Origin of the sequence: Edaphocola aurantiacus (assembly GCF_019797745.1) — a bacterium.
Taxonomy (GTDB): Bacteria; Bacteroidota; Bacteroidia; order Chitinophagales; family Chitinophagaceae; genus Edaphocola; species Edaphocola aurantiacus.
The window spans coordinates 314,177-340,050 of record NZ_VOSI01000004.1 but is presented as its reverse complement, the minus strand read 5'-3'; the positions used below and the strand labels follow the sequence as shown (position 1 = coordinate 340,050).

The following is a 25,874-nucleotide window of genomic DNA, read 5'->3' as shown; positions in this document are numbered from 1 at the left end:
CTGTATCAGGAAATACGGAGTTTTTACGTTTATTCATCTGATTAAAATACTTATCTGAAATTATATGAGCAATCATACTTCTTATGGTATCGGTACTAACCTGATCCATGCCGGCGTAGAACCGGACCCGAGCACCGGAGCTATTATGACCCCGATCTTCCAGACCTCAACTTATGTACAGGATGCTCCTGATGAGCATAAAGGATTTGACTATTCACGTGCAGGTAATCCGACCCGTCAGGCGCTGGAAAATGCACTGGCCGGTATCGAACACGGACAGTACGGCCTGGCATTCGGTAGCGGTGTTGCGGCAACAGATGCGGTTATACGCCTGCTCAATCCCGGTGATGAAGTAATTGCGGCAAACGATATGTACGGTGGTACCTATCGTTTATTTGAAAAGCTGTTTGTCAAATTCGGCATCCGCTTTCATTATGTAGATATGAAGGACCCGGAGAATATCCGCAAAGCCATCAACAGCAATACCAAACTGATCTGGACCGAAACTCCGACCAATCCACTGATGAACATTACCGACATTGCGGCGATAGCAGCGATATCCAAAGCGGCTAATGTTTTATTATGTGTAGACAATACTTTTGCCTCTCCTTACCTGCAGAATCCTCTGGATCTGGGTGCTGATATCGTGATGCACTCTGCAACCAAATACCTGGGTGGTCACAGTGATGTAATCCTGGGTGCGCTGATCGTGAATGATAAGCAACTGAGAGATGATCTGTTCTTTATCCAGAAGAGTGCGGGTGCCGTACCGGGACCGCAGGACTGTTTCCTGGTGTTGAGAGGGATCAAAACCCTGCACGTACGCATGGATCGCCACTGTGAGAACGGCGCGAAAGTAGCACACTTCCTGCGCAACCATCCTAAGGTAGCTAAGGTGTACTGGGCCGGATTTGAAGACCATCCGGGACATGAGGTTGCAAAAAAACAAATGCGCAATTTCGGCGGCATGATCAGTTTCGAACTGAAAGATGACAGCGCTGAAAACGTAAAACGTATGCTGACCTCGACAAAACTGATCGCCCTGGCAGAAAGCCTTGGTGGTGTAGAATCACTGATCAACCATCCGGCTACGATGACACATGCTTCTATTCCTCGTGAAGAGCGCATCAAGAATGGTCTTTCCGACGGACTGATCCGCCTGAGCACGGGTATTGAAGATGTGGAAGATATTATCAATGACTTAAACCAGGCTATTGGATAAACATAATTTATGGTACCGGCACATGACCGGTACCTTCTGTTTTCAGATAAAGAGGCTGCAGACCGTGGCCTTATGCTGTCTGCTGCTGCTTACAAGCAATGCCTTTGCGCAGCAACAGGTACCGGCCGCTGATACGACCAAGAATAGCAATACAGCCTTTATCGAGATCCTGAATTCGACCTATACTGATATTGTAAAGCAAGGCACAGAACAGATCACCCGCATAGTGGGCGATGTAAAACTGCGTAACGGCAGTGATATCCTGTATTGTGACAGTGCAGTCCTGTACCAGAACCAAAAGGTGGCAGAAGCGTTCGGTAATGTATCGATAGAACAGGCCGATGGCACACAGGCATTCGCCGATTACCTGAAATATACCGGTGGTACCAAGATCGTGTATATGAAGGGTGATGTGGTATTGAATGACAGCAAAGGCAATAGTTTATGGTCTGATGAGGTAGATTATAACCTGGCCACTAAAGTGGGCAAATACTACCATAACGGTACTTTACAGAATGAAGCTACCCTGCTCTCCAGCAAATCGGGCGAGTATAACCTGAAAACAAAAGATGCACGCTTTAAAGGGGATGTTGTGGTGAATGATCCGGAGTATACGGTTACCTCTGAGGACATCGGCTATAATACCGATACCCGTGTGGTAAAATTCTTTGCTCCATCCATTGTACAGAATGACAATACTTACCTGGTTGCCAAAGCCGGGACCTATGATGCAGAGCATAAAATAGCGAAGTTCAAAGGGCGCTCCAACATCATCCATAATGCACAGTTTATTGAGGCCGATGACCTGAAGTATAACCGTATCTCTGGCTGGGCTGTAGCCACCGGGAATGTTGTTGCGATCGATACTTCCATGAAAACAACCTTATACAGCGGCTTTGCCATGTATAATGAACTTACAGAGAAAATGACGGCGACGGACCATCCGATCATGAAACGGAAAGATGGTGCGGACAGTATATTTATCATTGCAGATACGGTGTTCAGCGAACCGATTGCCAACCTGCAAAGACCTGATGCCGGGCCTATAGACACGGCAAAACTGCAGCTGGACAAACTGATCAATGCCCTGCAGCAAGGTGTGGAAGTGGACAGTACTAAATTACTATTCCACCCTTCCGGTAAGGATAGTATTGTATCCTTAACAGGAAAGGACAGCACTGCTCACTTGAAAGGGAAAGGCAGTCTGCTGGTACAACCTGTAACAGACAGCCTGAACATACCGGAAGAGCCTGCATTGGAATTGCCACAGATGAATGTGGCTGCTGATGACTCTTTACTGGTAGATACCGATACGGTGGTCGCTGCAGCAGATAGTCTGAAAACCTCATCTGAACGGCCGGAAAGACCTAAGCAGCGTATCGGAGAAAATGCTTCACAAAAGGTTTTTGAAAACGGAGATGGTAAAGAGGGCGATAAGCCGAGGTATTTTATTGCCTACCGTCATGTGAAAGTATATGCCGATTCGGCTCAGGCCAAATGTGACAGCTTACGCTATGCACAGTCTGATTCATTAATGATCCTCTACAAAAATCCAGTGGTATGGGGTCGCAAGAGCCAGATACTGGGCGATACGATTTATGCCCTGCTGGACAGCAGCAAGATACAAGAAGTCTATGTGCCCAAAAATGCGATTGTGATCCAGCAGAATGGTCCGGAAAAAGCGGGTATGTATGACCAGATCCAGGGTAACCGGATTCATGCTTTTTTTGTAAACAACGAACTGGACTCTGCTGTAGCCTACCCTAATGCAGAAACGATTTATTTCCCTAAAGATGATGAAGAGGCTTATATAGGAGCTTCCAGGGCATCAAGCAACAGGTTGCGGATACAGTTTAAAGAGCGTAAGGTGAAAATGATCTATTACCTGACCGATTTCAAACAAACGATGACCCCAATGATGCAGGTGGATCCGCAAAGTCTGCGCCTGAGCAGGTTCAAATGGCGGGAAGCCGAAAGACCGAAATCACTGGAAGAGTTACTGGAACATGCTACTCCATTCCAAAGGGAACAGATACTGGGCAAAAAGGCCGACAAAGAACCGGATGCTACAGATACCAAACCCAAACCAGAGCAAGTGAATAAACCCAAAAAGAAAACAAAGAGAAAATAATCATAGAAAAAGGAGCCCATTGGGCTCCTCTTATGTTTATGCAAACGACAGACATACGACAGTCTCAATCATTTCGGATAAAACGCAGCAATTACGGGAAGATCGCAGTTCAATTGATCCTGTATAATTTCGACGGGGCACTCAAGCCTGCACCATTCCTGCCACGATTGCAGGGGGCAGGAGTAATATACATCCCGATACAATCGGGATAAACTAAATAGTCTTAGTGGCCCTACGGAACACTAAGACCAGAAAGATTTGATTAACTTGTAAAAATTGTAAAGTGAGAAATTTATATCTTCATAGAAATGCGTGCTACTTTAGAAAATACACAAATCACGAAATATCATGAAAATCAAGCATCAAACTCCGGATATTCCGAAAGATAATCCTTTCCAAAACTGTAAACTTAAACGGGAACAATATGCAATAGTATTGACAGATATAGTAAAGGTCTATTCTGATGGATTTGTATTAGCCGTTAACAATGAATGGGGCGCGGGCAAAACTACCTTTGTAAAGATGTGGCAGCAGTCCCTTATCAATGAAGAGTTTGATACTTTATACTTTAATGCATGGGAAAACGATTTTGACAGCAATCCTCTGGTTGCAATTATGTCTGAATTGAATAAGCTAACTAATAAAGATAATAAGGCTATTTTTAAGAACGTTCTGGAAAAGGGCGCCATATTGGCTAAAAATGTTTTACCGGCAGCATTAAAAGCATTTTTAAAAAGATATATGGATACAGATGAAATGTTGGATGCCCTTGAAAATACAACAAAAGGAGCAACTGAAATTTTTGAGGAGGAGATTAAGGAATATACTCAAAAAAAAGAATCTATTATAGACTTCAGGACGCAATTGGAAAATTTCATCGATAAAACAGGTAATCCTCGTCCCATAGTATTTTTTATAGATGAATTAGATAGATGTAGGCCTCACTATGCAGTAGAGGTATTAGAACAGATGAAACATTTCTTCTCTGTACCAGGAATCACATTTGTATTATCAATTGACAAAACTCATTTAGCTGCTTCGGTAAGAGGTTTTTATGGCAGTGAGCAAATCAACACAGATGAGTATTTAAGAAGGTTTATTGATTTAGAATATAATATTCCTAAACCATCATGCAGTGAGTATGTAAAGTATTTATATGAATACTATTCCTTCGATGAATTCTTTGCATCTACTGAGCGTAAAACAATTAGGGATTTGGAATATGAAAGTCTGCAATTTCAGAAAATGGCCGACTTTCTATTTACAAGCAGTAAGGCAACATTAAGGCAACAAGAAAAAATACTGGGACAGACAAGATTGATTTTAAAATCATTCAATGAGAAGGCTTATACCTTTTCTGGTTTGCTTCTTTTTCTCATCTTTATTAAAACCTTGAATAATGATTTATTTAAAAGAATAGAAGACCAATTGTTCACACTTCAAGAGTTAAGTGATGCTTTTTCCGATGTAATGGTTGATTATAAAGGTGGAATTTCAGGCTTAAATCTTGTATATATTCAAGCGCTTTTACTTCAATTTTACAATAATAATAAGGAATATGAGACCAGAGAAAAAATTTTCATTGATGATGGAGAAAGATTTGAAAGGGTTGAAATTACGTCTAAGATAGAGCAATATTCATATAATTCCACACTAACATCTTGTTTAGATGATATAAGACGTCATTATGCATATTCAGGGACACAGTTGAAATACCTTCTCAATAGAATAAATTTGATTCAAGGAATTGTTTAATCAAAGTATTGCATAGATGGCATACATTCTAGGTTTAATATTACATTCGATATGACGAGCATATCATCGCCAATGTAACCCGCTTAAGCAAAAAACAATAAAGGAGACCCTTTCGGCGTCTCCTTTTCTACTCATATATAATTAAGATATACCTATTGCTTACTGATACGCAAAGTTTGTACTGCATCACCAGCAGTGATTTTGAGTACATATACTCCTTTAGCTAAATGATGCATATCTATTCCTGTTACAGGTTTTGCCGCGCTGTATACTTCCTCACCAATGATATTGTACATTTTTACGGTTGCATTGTTTACCTGTGTTTTCCAGCTGATATTCAGTTTATCGGTAACCGGATTAGGATACACGCCTGCTAATGCTACTGTAACGTTTGTCAGTGCAGTAGGACTGGTTGGTTTCACTTTTGTTGCCGTCTGGGTGAAGTTTCTGTTGCCGATGGCACTACCGGAACCATTTACGGCTATATGCTCGTCTGCAATGGTTTCAAAATTAAGGGCATCAGGGAAGATTGTATATGATCCTGCAGGCAGGTTTGCAAAAGAGTAATGGCCTTGTGCATCTGTAGTGGTATGTGCCACTACTTTATCCGTTGCCTCATCTTTCAGGTAAATATCCATGTTGCTTACAGGATCTCCCACAGCCAGGGTTTGCCCTGCACCAGGTCGATTGGCCCCCTGGGTCACATTACCCCCGATAAAGCCAGGACCGGTAGTCTGCGCACCGCTAAGCATCAATATGTTTTGGGCATAAACAGGCATGGCATTCGTATGATTAATGGTAGCAGCACTGTACCAGTATATAGAGTTAGTATGATAGGTAGGTACCATATACAAGCCGCCATTATTAATATTCAGTAAGTCCTGAGCCTTTACGAGATAATCGCCATTAGGCTTACCTGCAAAGTTGTACGCTACATAAATGGCATTGGTGGCACTTACGATCTGGGAGTCAACAGCAGTCAGCATATTGGTGTTTGCATCGTGCTGAATGAGCCATACTTTAAAGGACAGGTTAGGGTAAACATAATTAGGGTTTGCAAAGCTATCATATGGTGCCAAGATGTTACCATAGAGATTGGCATTGGGAGCAGGAGGACCTGTAACCACAACGGTTTGCGTATCGTTTGCATTACAAGAGCCCAAAACGGAAGAATCTGACATGGAAAGGATCACCTTATACACACCCGGAGCGTTAAAGGTATATTGTGCGGTACTGCCATTACCCCCGATGGAATTCATGTACGTCAGATAGGAATTGTTTGTCAGCATCAGCAGTGCATAAGACTGATACGAGGTGCTGCTGGCCACAGTCGTATTGGTAAATGTGTACGTTAACGTGTTGGAACCCGTTTGCGCATAAGTAAAGTCAGGATTACAGGAAGGCTGCTGTGCATTTGCAGGACCCGATAGCAGCCATCCGGCCGCCAGGATAACAATAGATAAAAATGTGCTTTTCATAATGATCATTTAAGGTTACAGAATAAAGGGGGATTTAAAAATTAGTTGTCGTCATTATAATGACGATTGGTCAAAATAGTTCGTTAGTATGCTGATCATTATTATTTGCGGGTACCGAACAGTTTGTACCCTACAGACAATCTAAAATAGGCCTGGGAAAATATTTGTCGTATACCTGGTTCTGTGAGACTACTATAACCGGAAAGGTTTTGCTGCATCAGCAGATCGATCATTAATTGCTCGCGGAGCGTATAACTAAGACCAAGACTATAACCAAAGCGCATGGGGCTTGTATTGGCGGGTAATGTCAATGGCTTGTACTCAGCGAATGATGTACTGCCGGGATGAGCAAATTTTGCAGATGCGGCGGGTGCCACAGAGTCTGCAGTATTCAGCACAGTATCGGTAATCGTAAGGCCCGATATTGTCTGTAGTTTATTATTCCACAGTACAAGCTTGCCAAAAGTAAAATTCACCCCTGCCATAACCGAAAACTGCTGGTTTATTTTATAGCGGAGGAAAAGCGGTAATTCCAGTTCCGTAAAGTTCTTTTTCATTTCTACAGAAGCGATTATTGAATCATACGTTTGCCGGTATGCATAATCATATGTATACCCGGCACTATCATCTCCCCGGACATTGAACATCCTGGAAGTAGTTGCTCCGGCCTGGAAATAGTTACCGGCCTGTATCAGCGTACGATTCAACTGCGCCACTTTGATGCCGGGCTGCAATAAAAAGCTCCACCGGTCTGAAAGTTGTACTTCTCCGAATACAGAACCTACATATTTACCTGATGTAAAACTACTGAAACCGGTTTCATACCCGGCTTTAATACCCAGAAAGAGGTTCAGGGATTTTCTGATTTTCTGCTCTTCCGCAACGGTCATTTTTTGCGCAGGTGGTAGTTTAACTGCCACCTGTTGCTGCATTTTCTTTTCCGACAGGCGGGCCACTTTACCGCGCGTTTCCTTTTCTCCGGATGCTTTTACTACGGTTGCTACGGCAGGTTCTATGCTTTCTATTGTATAGTTTGCTGCAGCATTTTGCTCCGGAATGTATTTTCCTTGCGCTGCATTGGAGGTGTCTGACGAGCCTTTAAACGCAACTTTATGAAACACGATAGCCTCCGACGATTGGTCTATAATATCCGGTATCTCCGGTGCATGATCCTGCGCGGTATGGTCTGATGTAATCCTATCTTTATTGAGTTCCGGTACTTCAGCAGTACTTCGGTCATTCGCTATTTTTTCACCTGTAACCATAGGCTCAACAGGCGTATTGAATGCCCGTTCCGGTTGTACGGGGTTCCCCGTAAATGGTATACGCTTACCTGCCTTCACGGCTACACTTCCTTTTAATGATCTGTCCCCGATAGTACTACTATGGTGAGCAGGAACAGGGGTAATATGACTGTTTACAGCCTTCGCTGTGCTCCTACGATCCGAAGGTATTTCCGGAACTGATGATACTGTACGCTTAGCCTTATTATGCTGCTCCACAGCAGAGGCTCCTGTATTAGCGGCAATGCGGGCCACTTCCTCCTGATGTTCAATGTGCTGTTGTGCTGCTTTTCCGGCCTCTGGCGCTGTGTCCAAAATAACCGCTTCAGGCACTGCTGTATGATGTTCAGCTGCATCATATAGCCCAGAGATACTGCTCCCCTTGCTCGCTACCAATGCCGGTCCGGCCTGATGTTGTCCCGGTAAAGAGCCACCACTCCACAAATAGGCAATGCCCCCTACTGCAACGATCAGTAGTGCGATCGATGCAATAAATCCTTTGCCGGAAGCCCGGCGTTCAGGAGGATGCTCTTTCAATTTTTCCTCCAGACGCTCCCATACCGATGCCGGGGGCTGTTCACGGGCACCCGCCAGCTGCTCCAGGAAAAATTGATCAATATTTTTTTTATTCTTATCCATTGCTCACATTAAAGCGTCAATCTTTTCTTTTAATCTGCGTCGGGCATCGCTTAAATGCCACCTGCTGTTGTTTTCAGTTATACCCAGCAGCTGTCCTATTTCTTTATGAGAGAAATCGTCAAATACAAATAAGTTAAATACACTTCTCTGGACATCGGGTAAACTATGAATGAGGGCGATCAGTTCATTATAAGCCAGTTTACCAATACTCGTTTCGGGGATAGGAATCTCCTGCTCTGTCAGCTCTGTTCGTACAATCTGGTCCTGCTTTATCTTTTTGCGTAAAAAATCCATTGTGGCATTGACCGCAATCCGGTACATCCAGCCTTCAAAGGAACCTGTACAGGTATATTGCCCGATATGGGTCAGAATCTTAAAGAAGGCTTCATTCAGAATTTCTCCCGCATGGGTTACATCATACACATACCTGCGGATGGTTGCATACAATTCGGGGGCATAGTGATCATACAACTTCTTTTGCGCACGTTTATCTTTCGCAATACATTGCTCAATAAGCATAGCCAACGGCGCTTCAATACCTGAAACGCTGTTGTCCATTTGTATGATTGCGGGTTGTTTTTCGTCGAGTTTCAAAATGCCTTTTGGGATCTGGTGTACACATGCAAAGGGTACTCCTTAGCAATGACGTTCCAAAATAATCAAACGTTAGGATTTATTTTACTATTTATAAAATAGTATCACACGGTAGTGATATCCGTGTTAATGCGGTATCAGATTAAAGCCTGAAAAGCCTGAATCTATACGTAAATGCTCCATACACAAAATCCGGTTATACCTATAAAAAGAAGAGCGGCACCAGGGTGCCGCTCTTCTTTTTATCATCAGGAAACTGTTACAGCTTCTGTACTTTAACCGTTCCGCTGCGTTGTGCATCTTTATACTGGATAAAGTATGCTCCGGCAGGAACAGATTGCAGGTTCAGCGTTTTCAGGTTACCGTTCATATGGTCTTCCAGGATCACTTTACCGGTAATATCCATTACCTGTATAGTCGCATTTTTTACTGCTCCTTCAACCAGCAGATTAACCTCTGCGGTAGCCGGATTAGGGAATGCATAACAGAACGTTGCTGCTGCCACAGATCCGGTAGTAGTGGGCAGGAATGGTTTTACTTCGTAAATACTTAAGGAAGAAGAAACTTCATTGGCCAGGATCACATAAGGTTTTCCGGTCGGAGAGCTTACAGAATCGATATAGATAATGCCTTCTGCACCATTGTCTCCGCCATAGGTAGCAAGGTTGCGGGTATTTTTATAATCTACAAATACCGGTGCGGCAGGATTGGTAATATCATAGGCCATACAACCACCGGTTCTTTCCAGGGCGATAAATGCATAGTGCTTATCTCCGATCTTCGCTACAGCAATGCCTTCCGGCTCAGGGCCTTTATCATCACTGCGATTTTTGAACGTATTATTACTGTTGCTCGCATTGAATACTGCATGGTATTGCGGATGCTGCGCTGTGATCAGTTCAAAATCCTGTCCGTTATCAGAAACCAGCGCACCGGTTGTTCCGTTCCAGATAGAGAAAGAACGGCTACCGAATGCATGGATTTCATCAAAGTCACCATCACCATCTGTATCTCCAGAAGCAGTAGTCACATTCAGGCGACCCAGGTTTGCTTTCAGGAAGGCAGCATTAGGGAACGCCACCGGATCCAGTGTATAAGTAGCCGCACCTAAACGTACCACTTCTGCGTAAGCATTGTACTCGCGGGCATCACCTTCATTGGCCGTAACCAGGTATGTTTGTCCGTTAACGGAATAAGAAGCAATCGCATCCGGCATATATAAACCCTTGATCGGCCAGTTAGCCAGCGCAATGCTGTCGCTCTGGTCATTCACATCCAGTGCATTATTAGTCAGGCTATGATCTTTCGTTCCTAAAGGCAGTACATCAGTAATCGTACTGGTAGCCAGGTCTATTACCGCAATAGCATTATTTTCCTGGCAGGTAACCCATGCCTTAGAATTGTCGGCCGCAATGGTAATGTACTCCGGCTCCATATCCTGTGCTACAGTAGCATTAGGTCCGAAGATGCGCACTCCGGCAGCTTTCAGTGTGGCCGCCTGTGCATTGAAGGCCTGGAAGTCAGCAGTAGATACATTGCTCTGTGTCAGATTGGCTACGCCACCGCTGATATCAATGATCGATACAGAACCTTCCGGATCGATAGTATAGTCAGACTTAGGTTGTCCTTCATTTGCCGTCAGTACTTTATTACCATCGTGGGTGAAGGTAATCATATCCGGCATAGCACCTACAGTTACCGATTTAATGAAGACCCCATTAGTATCGAAGAATACAGCCTTACCCGGATTTTCCGGAACCAGGTCTTCTACTGCCGCTACTACAATACCATTCTTTGTGGCTACAGAATTGATGTTGCCATAAGTCGGATTGATCGAGATAGAATTAACCGCTACAGGATTTGCCGGATTATGAAAATCTACGATATCAATTTTACCACCGATGGAGTTTGCAATGAACAGGCGTTTAGATTGCTTGTCATAGGCAACGATCTCAGCCGAGTTATCGCCTGCAGTATGGTTCTGATAGGAAGTAACATGGTTCAGGAAATCAGATTTTGTCGCTACCGGTGCATGCTTATCATCATCCAGGATAAAGGCCGTGAAGAGATTAGCACTTGCAGCTGGCAAGGTTACATTTACCGGGTTGGCAAAACGTACGGCAAAGTATTCTGCATTTTCAGGAATATTGTCATTGGCGATGGTGACCGTAATGGTATCATTTACATTATTGGCACCAGCCGGCCAGTTAAAGGTCAGGTTAGCCGGCATCGTAAAGTCTGTGCCGCTGGTAGCTGTACCACCAGGAATCAGTTCGATATCTACCGCAGCAGGATTGGCAATGCCTCCTACTATATTCGCTACAATTTTCAGTTCCAGTTGCTGCTCATTTACTGCAACGGCGCTACCTACAAAATTGATGATACCGCTTACAGGCGTAACTGCAGGAGCAGGATATACACCCGGTGTGGCTCTTACGGTTCCACCAGCTGGAGCCGGATTCACTTCATTTACCGGAACGATCCAGTTTGCACCCACATTATTGTCAAGCGTAGCAACAGTCAGTTCGTAAGAGAAACCATACAGACCAGCAGGACTCGCAGGCCAGCCGTTTGTACCGGCATAATAGTGTACAGAGTCTACTGTCTGGTTCAATGAGTTACGGATTACCAGGATATCGTCAGAAGAGCTTAAACCCGCGCCCAGCATATAGATAACTGGTACATTCAGGATTGTATCTGCGGTATTAGGGCTGGTAGAGAAAACTACATTAGCACCCGCAGGCAGGTTCATTACCGGGAAGTTACCGCTGGTACCCTCGGCCCATTTCAGACCACCTAATGCAGCAGTTGTAGTACCGGCATTATATACCTCTATCATCTCCATATTATTCGGAGAGTGAATGATTTCTGTAATAACAAGGTTAGGGGAAGACTGGTTCCAGATAAGGTCTGCAGTATCAGCCACATTCGCAATACCATTGGCGTTCACTACACCATTAATAGCCAGTGTATAAGCAGTACCATCAACCAGCGGAGCATGGGTCAGCACTACAGAATCGGTACCCGACAGTGTAGCTGCTGTTACCGCCAGGGCTGGGTTCAGTACATAATGACTGGTATTGGTTGCAGAAGCAGCAGTCACCGCCTGGTTGAACTTTACAGAGGTGCTGGTTGCACTGTTTTGTCTGAATGAGGTCACTACCGGTGCCGGATTCGGAGCCGGTGGCGGGTATACACCCGGTGTAGCCCAGATAGGACCGGAAGCAGAGGAAACAATATTTTGTGTGGTTGCAGTCCAGTTAGCCCCTACATTATTATCCAGTGCGGCATTATTCAGCTCTATAGAATAGCCGTAATAAGTACCGGCCGGTGTTGCAGGCCAGCCTGCTGTACCCACTTGATAGGCAACAGAATCAACAATAGCGCCGCTGGCATTTTTGATCACCAGGATATCGGAGGTAGACCCTAAACCCGCACCCAGCAGGTTATACGTACCTCCGCCTAAAAGGCTGGCCGCTGAAGTCGTATTGGTTGCAAACATCACCTTACCTCCTGCCGGCAGCATCTGCGCCGGGAAGTTGCCGGTTGTACCATTGGTAAAGTACAGCCCTGTAAGGTCTGCGGCAGTAGTACCTGCATTATACACTTCGATCATCTCAATATCATTCGGAGAGTGAATGATCTCGGTGATCACCAGGTTTGGTAAAGGACTGGTCGTAACCGGGTCACCTTTAACGGTAACCATATCGAAACGCCAGGTACCGCCTGTACCGTAGGTACCGGTCGAAGAGCTGGCATTATATGCAGTGGAAGAAGGTGCAAAAGCCGCTACTACCCTGAATCCTGCAGTAGCATTATTGTTCAGACCGGTAATAGCCGAAAGGTTAAAAGAACGGCTGTTCCATACATCGCCCGATTGTGCAGATGCAGTGTCCACATCTACCCATACCGGATTAGCTACGCTGGCATTCAGTGTATACTGCAGCTGCATATGTGCCGGACCGGTATTACTGTGTCGCTGATCGAACGTAAGGCGTATATTCTGATAACCTGCGGTAGAGGCAGAAAATGTGATACCGGCAGTTTTATTGGCTGTGCCTTGTGTCGGGAAGGTGGTCAGGCCCAAACCAGAGTTATCGGCGGTAGCCGGATCTGATGAGCCTCCGTTAGACGCTCCGCTGGCAAAGGAGGCTGCTGTACCCCCTGTGGCGGCCATTGTGCCTGTACCCAGCGAAGGACTCATGGTTCCCGTACCGGTATTATTGTCCGGCGTCGGAGAGTTAAAGTTCCATTGGGTAATGTTGGTCTGTGCAAACAGTGACACTCCGCTCATACAGCTCACTGCAGCCAGCACTACTGATCTGGTCAAAATCTTATTCATGGTTACAAAATTGATAATCCGCAAATATGCCAGTACAGTGTTACATCAATATGTACTCAGAATTATGTTATTATGAATATTCTGAAAACAAATACATAAAGCATATTTTCTCTCTGAATTGAGTCCTATTCTTGCAGACATGAAATATATATATTATATTTAAGCACCCTAATTAACTCACAATGAACCGTATTATCAGAATTAAGTCCCTTATTCTGCTTTTCTTGCTTTGCGGTATATATACTGCAAATGCCCAGGGAGAGAATAACCACTGGCATTTTGGCTATGGCCATCATATTAATTTCAACATGAGCCCACCGGCTTATGCGGGCAACTCTAATATATCTACTTTCGAGAGTTCGACCGCAGTAAGTGATGCTCAGGGCAACTTGTTGTTTTATACCATCGGCTGTCGTATATGGGATCGTAACGGCAATGAAATGCCTAATGCAACTAACTTATTGGGCAATTACTCTATAGCTGCGCTGCCTCAGTACAAAGGTTCCGGTTCTGATTGTGTACAAACCCTGCCCAATCCGGCCAATCCTAATCAGTATTATATATTCTCTGTCAAATCAGCGGAAGAAGATTGTGATAAGGTATATTACCATATGGTCGATATGACCCTAAACGGGGGGCTAGGTGATGTAATACCAGCGACCAAAAACACCTTGCTTTTCCAGACGGTACAAAACGGCCTGAAAGAACACACTACAGTAACATACGGTGCCTGTAACAGCTACTGGTTTATTGCAACCGGGGGGCAACCGAACAATTTTGCTCATTATGCCTTTAAGATAGATGCCAGCGGGATCTCGGCAACTCCGGTCATTTCAACGCCTAGTCTTACGGTAAATTCTGCCCATTTGTTAGGCCAGATCAAAATACTCCCCCAGAGTCAGGTATCCTATATGACAACGAACAATGGTCTTATACGCGCCAACTTCAATAAAGTGACCGGTGTCTTCAGCAATTTTGAGCTCATACCCAATACGGAGGGCTACCGGTTTGAATATGCGCCCAATGAGCAGTTAATGTATGTAAAGAATGTGGATGCAATAAAACAATACAACCTGTCCTTATACCCCAACCTGGTTGCTATAGGCGCCTCCGCTACGACTGTAGGCCCAGGTAGTCAATACCCCGATATGAGGCTGGCTCCGGATGGAAAGATATATGTAGTCGATCTGGGCACCGGAACACTGGCCAGGATTGAGCAACCCAACCTATCGGGCACAGCCTGTACCTACACTCCGGCGTACATTACCCTGCAAACGCCACCAACAAATGTGATGCGCTTAGGCGCTGCCTGCCTTAGCCGGAAAATCATGGATACGGTATATACCAGCACACAGACGGTATTGCAGCTTTGCCCTTTAGATACGATTACCCTGCACAGCACGCGACAAAACATGCAGGCTTATGAATGGTCCGATGGCAGTACCGGCCCGGACAAGGAGGTCTCTATACCGGGTGTTTACTGGGTTAAGTATATCAATAATTTTTGTGAATCATTCAGAGATTCCTTTGTTGTAAAGAAAAGGATCATGCCGGCCTTACTGAATAAGGATACTGCTATTTGTGCCGGAAAGGCATTGACCTTAAATGCCTACCAACCAGAACTGGATCATTACCTCTGGAGCGATGGCAGTACAGGGCCGTCACTTATCGTATACAATGCAGGTACCTATATAGTAAAAGCATGGACTGGGCACTGCCAGTTTACAGACACGATACAGATAACGACCATCAAGGCAAGTATACTGGCTACACCTCAAGATACCATCATCTGTTCTGGCAGCGCATTACAGCTCTTTGCCACAACCAATATGGGCAGCACGATACGCTGGAACACCGGACAAACGGGTCCGTCTATAACGATTAATCGTGCAGGCGTATACCAGGCCTATACTGAAAACGAATGTGGAACGCAGGCCGATTCTGTACATATAGAAGAGATGAATTGTAACTGCAAACCCATCACCCCCAATGCCTTTACCCCCAATGGTGACGGCCGCAATGATATTTTCTTGCCGGTATTTAATCCGGATTGTGATGCATTGTATTATGAACTGAAGATTTATAACCGTTACGGGCAACTGGTATACATGACGAACAGAAAAGGCACCGGATGGGATGGCACTTACAGCAATAACAGACTGGCCGATGCTGGTGTATATTTCTACACCATAAGCCTTACAGATCGATACGGAGATACAGACAAGCAATTACTGAAAGGAGATATTACCCTGGTGCGATAAATATATTTTGCTCCTCTTTACTACACATTAGTTATGCTATGGATTACAGATACTGCATTTACCTTATTTTAATCATTACCTCCCTGTTTCATACCGGCAAAGGTTTTGCCCAGGGCGAGAATAATCATTGGGTGTTCGGCGCAGGCGATCATATTGACTTTAATGCCAATCCCCCGACTTATCTGCAAAACACAAACATGCAGACGATAGAAAGTGCGGCTACGGTAAGCGATGCTCAGGGTAACCTGCTGTTCTATACCATAGGGTGCCGTATCTGGGACAGGAACGGTAATGAAATGCCCAATGCCACGGGACTGAAAGGAAACGGCCCTTATTTTAACGGCCAAGGATATGGCTCCGGACAGGACTGTGTACAGACATTGCCCAATCCTGCAAACCCGGACCAGTATTATGTATTTTCAGGAAGTCCGATTGAAGACGGCTCAGATACCATTTTCTACCATATTGTAGACATGACCCTCAACAATGGCCTGGGAGATGTTGTCGCATCCTCCAAAAACAGTGTTCTATATGGTTCCGGTAACCTGCTGGAGATGTCGGCTATTACATACGGGCCCTGTAACAGCTACTGGTTTGTTTTTGCTACCAGTACGCAAAATAATTGCCAGCTCCATGCCTGCCTTGTGAGTGAAACAGGTATAGGCACACCGGTCTCCTCCCCTATGATTATAGGATTCTCCTATATACGCTCGCTTAAAATAAGCGATAATAACCCTTTAGCTTACGGTGTAGTGCTTGGTAATATCATACGGGCTGCTTTCGATCATAACTCCGGGCAGTTCAGCAACTTTGGGATCATTCCCAATGCGCCCAGCGGTTTTGCACTGGAGCTTTCTCCAGACTGGAACTCTTTGTACTTGTCAGGTATTTCAAATCAGGCCATCAGGCAATATAATGTACAGCTATACCCCAACCTGGCCGCCATAGGCTCGTCTGCTGTGCCTTTACTGACCGGAATTACCAACCCCTCTGTTGCGGGCAATGCTGCTTATGACATCCGTCTGGGGCCGGATAACAAAGTATATTTCGTCAATTACGTGTATAATCCGGCTACCGGCTACAGCGAGTATCTGGCCCGTATAGAGCAGCCCAACCTCCCGGGTATGGCTGCTACACTCAATCCCACCTATACTCCATTTTTAAGCGGACTGGCTAATTATCAAAATTTCAAACTGAGTACGCAATCCCTTACCAGACGCAACAGGGATACCATAACCAGTAACGATTCTACGATACACAGACTGGCCCTGTACTGTGCCGGAGACAGCCTGGTCTTAAGCGGTACTCATTCCAATATTGTTTATTCTGAATGGGACAACGGAGATACCACTGCCCAGAATACGGTATATCAGCCGGGTGTATACTGGCTGCGCTCTTATTCCAGCAACTGCCTTTTGTATATCGACACCTTTATTGTAACGATGAAAGAAGCTCCTCAGCTGCTGGGCGCAGACACCACTATCTGCTATGGTGATCTCTATACCTTAAAGACAAAAGATCTCCATGCTGATGCTTACTTATGGAGCAATGGCAGTACTGCTCCGTCCATTACCATAACCGAGGCCGGATCTTACCATGTAAGGGTACAGATACGTAACTGCTTTTTTTCCGATACCATCAATATCAGTACGATAAATCCGGAGATTGATCTGCTGCATGAGGATACCCTTATTTGCAAAGGCAGTAATGTGCTGTTGGACGCTGTAAGTACTATCGGGGATGTCATCCACTGGAGTACAGGACAAACCGGGCCATCGATTTATATCAACAGTGCAGGCATATATAAAGCCTATACGGAAAACAAATGTGGTATACAGGCCGATTCGGTACGGATCACGGATATGGACTGTGATTGCAGACCGATTGTTCCCAATGCGTTTACACCCAACGGCGATGGCCGCAATGATATTTTCATGCCGGTGTTTAATCCCGATTGTGATGCTTTGTATTATGAACTGAAGGTCTATAACCGTTACGGGCAGCTGGTATACATGACCAACCGGAAGGGCACGGGCTGGGATGGCACTTATGCCAGCGACCTGAGACCGGCCGATGCCGGTGTGTACTTCTATACCGTAAAACTATCGAACCGATATGGCGATACGGATGCGAAATTCCTCAAAGGGGATATTTTACTGGTTCGCTAATCTGATTTTCAAACGCTCAACAGGTGCATCATGAACAATAAATACAGCATTTACCTCTTTTTATTGTGTATGTGTCTATCGGGGACAACCGGTTACACACAGGGAGAGAATAATCATTGGCATTTCGGTAATGGGCATCACCTGGATTTCAACTCCAGCCCGCCGACCTATAGTTCCAACTCCGGCATGCTCACTTTTGAAAGCAGTGCTGCGGTGAGCGATGCACAAGGTAATCTGCTGTTTTATACCATCGGCTGTCGTATCTGGGACCGGAATGGCAACGATATGCCCAATGCAACAGGTCTGAAAGGTAATAATGCCACTGCGGGCATTCCCACCAGTTATGGCTCCGGACAGGACTGTGTACAGACTGTACCCAATCCGGCTAACCCCAATCAATATTATGTATTCTCTGCCAGGTCCATAGAGGAAAATTCCGATTCGATATACTACCATATCGTGGATATGAGCCTGAATGGCGGACTGGGAGATGTGGTACCTTCTTCCAAAAATACGGTACTGTTCGGAGGCCCGGACTTTTCCCTGTCAGAGTTCATGACGGTTACCTATGGAGATTGCAACAGCTATTGGTACATTGTGACTATGGATGTGCCGTATAACTGTGCATATTATGCCTATAAAATAGATGACAATGGGGTCAGTACGACACCCGTCATTTCTACACCTGGCTTTAATACAGCGTATATCAGTCTTACAGGATTGACCAAAATACTTCCGCTTTCGCAAACGGCTTACCGGACCACACTCAACGGGCTTTTACGGTCTGAATTTAATAAATATACAGGGCAGTTTACCAACTTTGAGCTGATACCGGGTATCACTACTTTCCGCTTTGAATGTTCGCCGGATGAGCAATTAATGTATATAACGAACAACAATGGTTTGCAGCAGCTGAACCTGCAATTATACCCCAATCTGGCAGCCATTGCGTCCTCAGCCACTCTTATCGCTCCCGGCAATACCTACTCTGATTTAAGACTGGCCCCGGACGGTAAGATTTATCGTACCGCTCCTGTAACCAGTAGTCTGGCACGGATAGAACAGCCGAATGTGCTTGGAGCCGGCTGCACATATACCCCATTGTATACCAATACTCAGTCCCAGACTACCTTAATGAGACTAGGCGCTACCGCACTAAGGATAACGAAGGTCGACACCATCAGCAATCCCGATCTTATACCTGTAGCACTGCTGTGTCCGGATGATAGTGTAATGATCAACAATCCGCATCAGAATATGGTGTCTTATAATTGGGATAATGGCAGTGCGGTCGCCGGCAGGACTATATATCAGCCAGGAGACTATTGGGTACAATCGCTCTCCCTGGATTGTCACTTATATACCGATACTTTCCGTGCAACGGTCATTCCTCCACCCCGGTTATTACAGGGTGATACCAGTATCTGCCAGGGCGATGCCATTACTATTAATGCTCATGATCCCAGATTAGATACTTATCTCTGGAACAATGGCAGTACTACTGCTGCAATAACTATCCATACGGCTGGTACTTATTATGTAGTGGCTTCCAATGGTCCCTGTACCTTTACCGATACTATTGAGCTTAGTCTCATTACACCGGAAATACATGTACTGCAGGAAGATACCATTATCTGTGCAGGCAGTCCGCTCCTTTTAGAAGCCACAACCAATATGAACAGTACCATACGCTGGAACACGGGCCAGACCGGGGCTTCCATCACCATAAACAATGCCGGAGTCTATACTGCCTATACCGAAAATAAATGCGGACTGCAGACGGACTCTGTACGGATCGGAGCGATAAACTGTAACTGCAGGCCTATAGCTCCAAATGCCTTTACTCCTAATGGCGATGGCCGTAATGATATATTTATGCCGGTATTTAACCCCGATTGTGATGCTTTGTATTATGAACTCAAGATCTACAACCGTTACGGACAACTGGTATACATGACCAACCGCAAAGGAACCGGATGGGACGGCACTTACAGTAATAACCGTCCGGCCGATGCCGGTGTGTATTTCTATACCATAAGCCTATCAAACCGGTATGGTGATACCGACAAGCAATGGCTGAAAGGAGATATTACACTGGTACGATAAAACGAAAAAATCCCCGGAAATGATCCGGGGATTTTTTATTGTATGTTTAAGATAAAGATTACAGGTTACCTCTTTTCGCCTGCTCTCTTTCGATGCTTTCAAATAATGCTTTGAAGTTACCTGCACCGAAGCTTTGCGCTCCGTGACGCTCGATAATTTCGAAGAACAGTGTAGGACGGTCTTCTACCGGTTTGGTGAAGATCTGTAACAGATATCCTTCTTCATCGCGGTCTACCAGGATGCCTAAAGACTGTAATTTTTTGATATCCTCGTCGATTGATCCTACGCGCTCAGGCAGCATTTCATAATATGCTTCCGGCGGTGCACTCAGGAATTCTACACCTCTTGCTTTCAGATCAGTAACTGTTTTTACGATGTCTTTAGTCGCAACAGCAATGTGTTGTACACCTTCGCCTTCGTAATAATCCAGGTACTCTTCGATCTGAGATTTTTTCTTACCTTCTGCAGGCTCGTTGATCGGGAATTTTGCAAAACCGTTACCATTGCTCATTACTTTACTCATCAGCGCAGAGTATTCGGTATTGATTTGTTTATCATCGAAAGACAGGATGTTTACAAATCCCATTACTTCTTCGTACCATTTTACGGTAGGCAGCATTCTGTTCCAGTCTACATTACCTACGCAGTGGTCTACGTATAATAAACCAGCATCTTCCGGTTTATAAGCGCTTTCCCATGCTTCGTAACCCGGCATGAATGTACCTTTATAATTTTTACGCTCGATGAACATGTGTACGGTCTCACCATAAGTGTAGATACCGCTCATGCGCACTTCGCCATGCTCATCGGTCAGTGTGATCGGCTCCTGATAAGGACGAGCACCTCTTTTTGTAGTTTCTTCAAATGCGCTGTATGCATCATCTACCCACAGGGCCAGTACTTTTACACCATCTCCGTGTTTTTTTACATGCTCAGAGATCGGGTGATCCGATTTCAGGGCAGTAGTCAGCACCAGGCGTATTTTACCCTGCTGTAATACATAAGAAGCTCTGTCGCGTACACCGGTTTCAGGACCAGCATAGGCTACGGACTGAAAACCGAAAGCTGTTTTATAATAGTGGGCAGCCTGCTTGGCATTACCTACATAAAACTCGATATAATCTGTACCGTTGATCGGTAAGAAATCCTGCGCTTTGGCAATTTTCTGTGCAAATGTTTCTGTGGACATGATATATGTATATAATTTATTATTTAATCTGATTTTATGCTCCAAATGTAGCATTTTTTTACAAATGCTTATGCAAGAAGCTGCTGCATCTTCTGTATTTCCGGCATCAGTTGTGGTTGTACTTTAAGGCCTTTCATCCGTTGCAGGTAACTGCGGGCCTGCTCTTTATTGCCATTGATCACTGCCATATCTGCCAGGGCCAGCAGGGATACAGCCTTATCATGCTCTACGCTTAAGCCCAGGTCCAGCGCCATTTCGAATAGATTTCTGGCTGTACCGAAATCATCCTTCTCTCTTGCCAGGTAAGCTTGTATATAATAATAGTAAGCCTTTCTGCTTTTCAGGAGGCGCTCCGGCTTTTTGGTCATAGCCAGTATCTGCTCTGCCTCTTCCAGCTGTCCCTTACGCATACGGTTCAGTGCAAGGAATACTGTGCCCATCATATAATAACCCCAAAGTAAGGCAAGGGAAATTAATGTGGCCAGCACCAGCAGGAGCTTGATATTAAAAACAGACGCAATGATGGCAACAATCACGCAAAGCAGCAGCAATGCAAACCGGACAACGGGTGTAAACACAGTAAAATAAAATTTGGGCTACAAAGATAATGATATTTATAAAGTTTGTCATTAAAATACGACAGTCTAAGGTTCGTAATCCAATGGTAATTGTTTATCCAGCTTTTCGTAAGACCAGTACCCTTCCAGGAATAAGGCATAAGGCGGATAGTAATTGCCATTCTCCTGTATCAGCACTTCATCAGCATCGCGCAGAGAGAGTACACTTCTTTGTTCTTTGGGCTCCAGTGGTGCAAATGGCGATTTACGTTTCAGGTAGGGCAGTTCTTCTTTTTCCAACAGGTAGGTTACCTGCAGGTATTTTTTGAATGAAAGCGCTATTTCAGGGCTATCGACAGCGATACGGAAAGAATCAATGGGTAAGGGCATGTTATATACAATATCCATCATGTTGGAGACCGCTTTAACCGGCTTCTGGAAAATACCGGGATTGCCGACCAGGTTCATTTCGGACATCTCAAACTTCCTCATGCTGTCCTGCGGCGATAAACGGCTATAGTCATAATACTTAACGGTAAACCGTTCCGGCCTGGCTGTTCTTTCTATGAAATAGTGATGATTGGTGGTCTTCACCGTATCTTTCAGCGGCAGGGGAAAATGTATAACACTTTGCTGCGTATCCTTATCCATCCATTGTTTCAAAGCGATGAAGAACGGGACAATACGTTGTGTATCTACCCCAGGGTGAGACAGCATACTCGTTGCCAGCCTTTTGACATCGCCGGTATTTTTGGTATCAATGGTATCTGTCCATAAAGAAACGTAACGTCCGTAATCTTTCCCGTCTATACGCACCATAGCATTCACAACAAAGCCTTCTTCCCGGCATTTGCGCTGGTATACGGCACGCATAAAATGATTTATAGATCCATAGTATGATTCCAGTCTGTTTTTAGTTACCCTCGCCTGTTTCTTTTTGCTCTTCAGCACCATTGGCTCATAGCGGGCCGATCCGGTAAAGTATATAGCATGATCTTTATAATTCCTGGAGAAATCCATCAGGTCATAATTAATAATATAGCCCAGCTGGTTGTGTTTAATGATCAGGGGTGCCGAAGCATGTACATATAATGTCTGCAGTTCTTTATCAAAGCGAAAGGTGAGGACTTCTTTATTGACCAGCACACATTGCTCGCTCCAGTCTGAATAGCCCAGAAATGCTTCCAGGAAGTCTTTGCCGAAACGGGCCCATCCTTTTTCTATAGGGGCCAGTACTTTTACCTCCTGCAGTTCATTATCCCTGACTGCCAAAGAAATATTGATCTCCTCCGGGCTGGTGGCCGTAATATTGACCATCCTGGATTCATAACCTACAGACTGAAAAGCCAGATCTGCGGGCAAGGTCCCGTTATATTGAAGTGTAAAACGCCCGTCTTTACCGGTTGTAGTGCCGATAGTCGAGTAATTGATGTAGACGGCACAGCCGGCAACCGGTGCTCCATCCTTCGCATCCACTACTCTGCCGTATAATTGTTTGGCCCAGATATGATTACTAAATAGGAAACATAAAAGAATGAGTGGCAAAAACTTAAATTGTTTTTTCATAAAGAGAAGCGTCTTTTTTCAGGCAAATTCAAATATACAATATTATATCACGAATTAATGAGTACGACTTCCGGATTAGTTAGCAAAAAGTAGGATCAATTTAATTACCTTTGGCATTCTTATTACACACACGATCTATTGAGTATAATGAAAAAAAATATTGCCCTTGTAGCCGGCGGCTATAGTGAAGAACATATCATTTCTATCGGCTCTGCCGCAACAATTGAAAAGCACCTGAATGCAGATAAATACGCTGTATACAAGATCATCATTACCAAAGAAAGCTGGTATCATGAATATAATGGTCAGCAGGTTTCTGTAGACAAGAACGATTTTTCACTGAACCTGGATGGTCAGAAGATCAGCTTTGATGCGGTCTTTATCGCTATTCACGGTACGCCAGGTGAGGATGGTAAGCTGCAGGGCTACTTCGATATGATCGGTCTCCCTTATACAACCTGCAATGCGATTGTATCTGCGGTAACTTTTAATAAGAGCTTCTGCAATAAAGTAGTTAATGATTTCGGTATCGTAAAGATTGCCAAATCGGTACACTTATTTAAAGAAGATTCGTATTCGCTTGGTTCTATCCTGGAGAAGGTACAATTACCGGTATTCGTAAAACCTAATGAAGGCGGTTCGAGCATTGCCACGACCAAAGTATCTAAAGTGGAAGACTTACAAGGTGCTATAGAAGCGGTATTTAAAGTAGATACACAGGCCCTGATCGAAGAATATATCGAAGGCCGTGAGCTGACTATGGGTGTATACCGCGTAGGCAACGATATCTCGACCCTGCCTCCTACCGAGATCATTTCCAAAAATGAATTCTTTGACTATGCAGCAAAGTATAATAATGAAAGTGATGAGATCACACCGGCACAGATTACCGATGATATCCTGACTACATTGCAGGATAAGGCCAAAGTGATTTTCCTGCGACTGAACTGTAAAGGTTTTGTACGCATGGACTTTATCCTGAACAAGCACAACCAGGAATTGTACTTCCTGGAGGTTAATACAATGCCGGGACAAAGTGAGCGCAGCCTGATTCCACAACAGGTACGTGCTGCCGGAATGGAACTCAGCGACTTCTATGAGCAAATGCTGGAGGAGTGCCTGCGCAATAAAAAATAATTTACCTTAGCACTCGCATTATAAGATCAAAAATATAATTGATGAAAAAACTGTTTCGTTCGTTCTGGTTCAATCTGCTGGTGATCATCGGTATAGGCTTCGCGCTGTACTTTGCATTTTTTGCATCGCTCAGCTTGATGACCAAACACGGAGACTCTACTACTGTACCGAACCTGAAAGGGAAAAATGCTGCAGAGGCAATAAAAGTGCTGGAACAGCAGGGCTTTAAAATAAATATTGACTCAATCTTCGATCCTACTAAAAAAGCACTGGAGATACTGGATGTACAACCGGTTCAGGGATCTACTGTAAAACCGGGCCGTACTATATTCCTGCTGGTGAATAAAACATATGCACCGGAAGTGGAGATGCCTAACCTGGTTAATCTTTCTTTCCGTAGTGCGGTGCTGATCCTGGAAAGCAATAAGCTGGTGCTGGGAGATACGCTCTTTAAACCGGATATGGCTAAGGATGCCGTATTACAGCAACTGATCAATGGTGTTGCGATCAAACCAGGGCAAAAAGTACGCCAGGGTTCCCGTATCGACCTGGTAGTAGGCTCGGGCCTCAGCAATGTCAGTGTCAATGTACCGAACCTGATCAATGTTCCGTACCGTGATGCAATCAAAATACTGCAGGAAAATAATATTTTCATTACTGAAGTATGGGATGGTGCCATTTCCGATTCCAATACAGCTGTTGTCTACTTCCAGATGCCTACTGCACGTAACGAGCAGGGCTACCCTAATACGATCCTGGAAGGAGAAAATATGGATATCCGTATCCGTCAGCAACCACTGGAAATAGAGGCGCAAAACGAAAATCCTGAATAAGTTAGGATTGCTCAGAATTATCATTATATTTACACTGTTAATTATTTTTTTAAGAGATATGAAAAAGATTTTACTTGCTACAATAGGTGCAGCTTTGTTTCTGACTTCCTGTGAAGATGAGCCAAAGATTAACATTTCTTACGAAAAGGCATTGATGGACAAGCACTGGATCCTTACTGACGTCAAAGTAAACTCTAATGTAAAAGTTCCTACTAATACCTGGACCAGCACTTTCGGCAGTATTCCTCCATGTGTAAAGGATAATAAGTGGTATTTCCCTTCTACATCAGATCTCTCTGTTTTCGAGCACTGGACCAAATGTACTCCTTCAGATCCGGATCTGAGAAGCTTGTTCTATAACATTCAGAATGAGAATTATATTAAGATATATTCCAACAAAGCTAATGTAGATGGTTCTATAGTAGTAAAGGGAGATTTCAAACTGGTTGATATCAAAACCTTCACTATTGATGAGCGTAAAGACGTAAGCTCTACGGTTACGACAAGTACGATCTACACTTATTCTAAAGAAGAGTAAGCTGGTAATGGTTTAAAATATTTATATTTGAATAAGGGTTTGTCTGTAATAAGATAAACCCTTATTCAATAGTGC

16 protein-coding genes are annotated in these 25,874 nt (G+C 44.4%); 9 read left to right on the top strand and 7 right to left on the bottom strand.

What is annotated here, in order from left to right; translation table 11 throughout:
• Nucleotides 1–64 precede the first annotated feature (64 nt).
• From FTD44_RS13460 to FTD44_RS13450, 3 genes are all read left to right on the top strand, one after another.
• On the top strand, nt 65–1,222 hold the full coding sequence (locus tag FTD44_RS13460) for a cystathionine gamma-synthase (RefSeq protein WP_222166928.1): 1,158 nt from the start codon (nt 65–67) through the stop codon (nt 1,220–1,222).
• On the top strand, nt 1,215–3,353 hold the full coding sequence (locus FTD44_RS13455; RefSeq protein WP_222166927.1) for an OstA-like protein: 2,139 nt from the start codon (nt 1,215–1,217) through the stop codon (nt 3,351–3,353). The genes FTD44_RS13460 and FTD44_RS13455 overlap by 8 nt, the downstream gene beginning before the upstream one ends.
• Before the next feature lie 348 nt (nt 3,354–3,701).
• Nucleotides 3,702–5,108 carry a KAP family P-loop NTPase fold protein gene (locus FTD44_RS13450; protein ID WP_222166926.1) on the top strand — a complete coding sequence of 469 codons (1,407 nt, stop codon included), beginning with the start codon at nt 3,702–3,704 and terminating at the stop codon, nt 5,106–5,108.
• Between the two features lie 152 nt (nt 5,109–5,260).
• Here FTD44_RS13450 and FTD44_RS13445 read toward each other — a convergent pair whose 3' ends face one another.
• The 4 genes from FTD44_RS13445 to FTD44_RS13430 all read right to left on the bottom strand — a co-directional run bounded on the left by FTD44_RS13445 (nt 5,261) and on the right by FTD44_RS13430 (nt 13,444).
• On the bottom strand, nt 5,261–6,586 hold the full coding sequence (locus tag FTD44_RS13445) for a T9SS type A sorting domain-containing protein (RefSeq protein WP_222166925.1): 1,326 nt from the start codon (nt 6,584–6,586) through the stop codon (nt 5,261–5,263).
• A gap of 101 nt (nt 6,587–6,687) precedes the next feature.
• Nucleotides 6,688–8,508, bottom strand: coding sequence for a PorT family protein (locus tag FTD44_RS13440; protein WP_222166924.1), 1,821 nt, complete (start codon nt 8,506–8,508; stop codon nt 6,688–6,690).
• A 3-nt stretch (nt 8,509–8,511) separates the two neighbouring features.
• Nucleotides 8,512–9,102 (bottom strand): RNA polymerase sigma factor, encoded by a 591-nt coding sequence (locus tag FTD44_RS13435; protein WP_222166923.1) that lies wholly within the window; start codon nt 9,100–9,102, stop codon nt 8,512–8,514.
• A 259-nt stretch (nt 9,103–9,361) separates the two neighbouring features.
• Entirely contained in the window at nt 9,362–13,444 is a 4,083-nt protein-coding gene (locus FTD44_RS13430; RefSeq protein WP_222166922.1) for a choice-of-anchor I family protein, read from the bottom strand.
• Between the two features lie 182 nt (nt 13,445–13,626).
• Between FTD44_RS13430 and FTD44_RS13425 the strand changes: the two genes are divergently transcribed.
• Genes FTD44_RS13425 through FTD44_RS13415 form a run of 3 tightly spaced genes read left to right on the top strand, consistent with a single transcriptional unit; the run spans nt 13,627 to nt 19,979 of the window.
• Nucleotides 13,627–15,705, top strand: a complete 2,079-nt coding sequence (locus FTD44_RS13425) for a gliding motility-associated C-terminal domain-containing protein (RefSeq protein ID WP_222166921.1) — start codon at nt 13,627–13,629, stop codon at nt 15,703–15,705.
• Nucleotides 15,706–15,743: 38 nt separating this feature from the next.
• Entirely contained in the window at nt 15,744–17,873 is a 2,130-nt protein-coding gene (locus FTD44_RS13420) for a gliding motility-associated C-terminal domain-containing protein (RefSeq protein ID WP_222166920.1), read from the top strand.
• A 30-nt stretch (nt 17,874–17,903) separates the two neighbouring features.
• On the top strand, nt 17,904–19,979 hold the full coding sequence (locus tag FTD44_RS13415; RefSeq protein ID WP_222166919.1) for a gliding motility-associated C-terminal domain-containing protein: 2,076 nt from the start codon (nt 17,904–17,906) through the stop codon (nt 19,977–19,979).
• Nucleotides 19,980–20,037: 58 nt separating this feature from the next.
• Here the strand turns inward: FTD44_RS13415 and hppD are convergent, their stop codons facing one another.
• From hppD to FTD44_RS13400, 3 genes are all read right to left on the bottom strand, one after another.
• Nucleotides 20,038–21,168: a 4-hydroxyphenylpyruvate dioxygenase gene (hppD, locus tag FTD44_RS13410; protein ID WP_129019705.1), complete on the bottom strand. Its 1,131-nt coding sequence runs from the start codon at nt 21,166–21,168 to the stop codon at nt 20,038–20,040.
• A gap of 68 nt (nt 21,169–21,236) precedes the next feature.
• Nucleotides 21,237–21,746, bottom strand: coding sequence for a tetratricopeptide repeat protein (locus FTD44_RS13405; RefSeq protein WP_129019706.1), 510 nt, complete (start codon nt 21,744–21,746; stop codon nt 21,237–21,239).
• Between the two features lie 66 nt (nt 21,747–21,812).
• Nucleotides 21,813–23,291: a carboxypeptidase-like regulatory domain-containing protein gene (locus FTD44_RS13400; RefSeq protein WP_222166918.1), complete on the bottom strand. Its 1,479-nt coding sequence runs from the start codon at nt 23,289–23,291 to the stop codon at nt 21,813–21,815.
• 147 nt (nt 23,292–23,438) lie between these two features.
• On the opposite strand from FTD44_RS13400, the gene FTD44_RS13395 reads away from it, so the two are divergent.
• From FTD44_RS13395 to FTD44_RS13385, 3 genes are read left to right on the top strand one after another with little or no spacing between them, the layout of a single operon-like run.
• The gene (locus FTD44_RS13395) at nt 23,439–24,428 is read left to right on the top strand and encodes a D-alanine--D-alanine ligase (RefSeq protein ID WP_222166917.1); all 990 of its coding nucleotides are present in this window, start codon (nt 23,439–23,441) and stop codon (nt 24,426–24,428) included.
• A gap of 41 nt (nt 24,429–24,469) precedes the next feature.
• On the top strand, nt 24,470–25,261 hold the full coding sequence (locus FTD44_RS13390; protein ID WP_222166916.1) for a PASTA domain-containing protein: 792 nt from the start codon (nt 24,470–24,472) through the stop codon (nt 25,259–25,261).
• A gap of 58 nt (nt 25,262–25,319) precedes the next feature.
• Entirely contained in the window at nt 25,320–25,799 is a 480-nt protein-coding gene (locus FTD44_RS13385) for a hypothetical protein (protein ID WP_222166915.1), read from the top strand.
• The last annotated feature ends 75 nt before the right edge of the window (nt 25,800–25,874 follow it).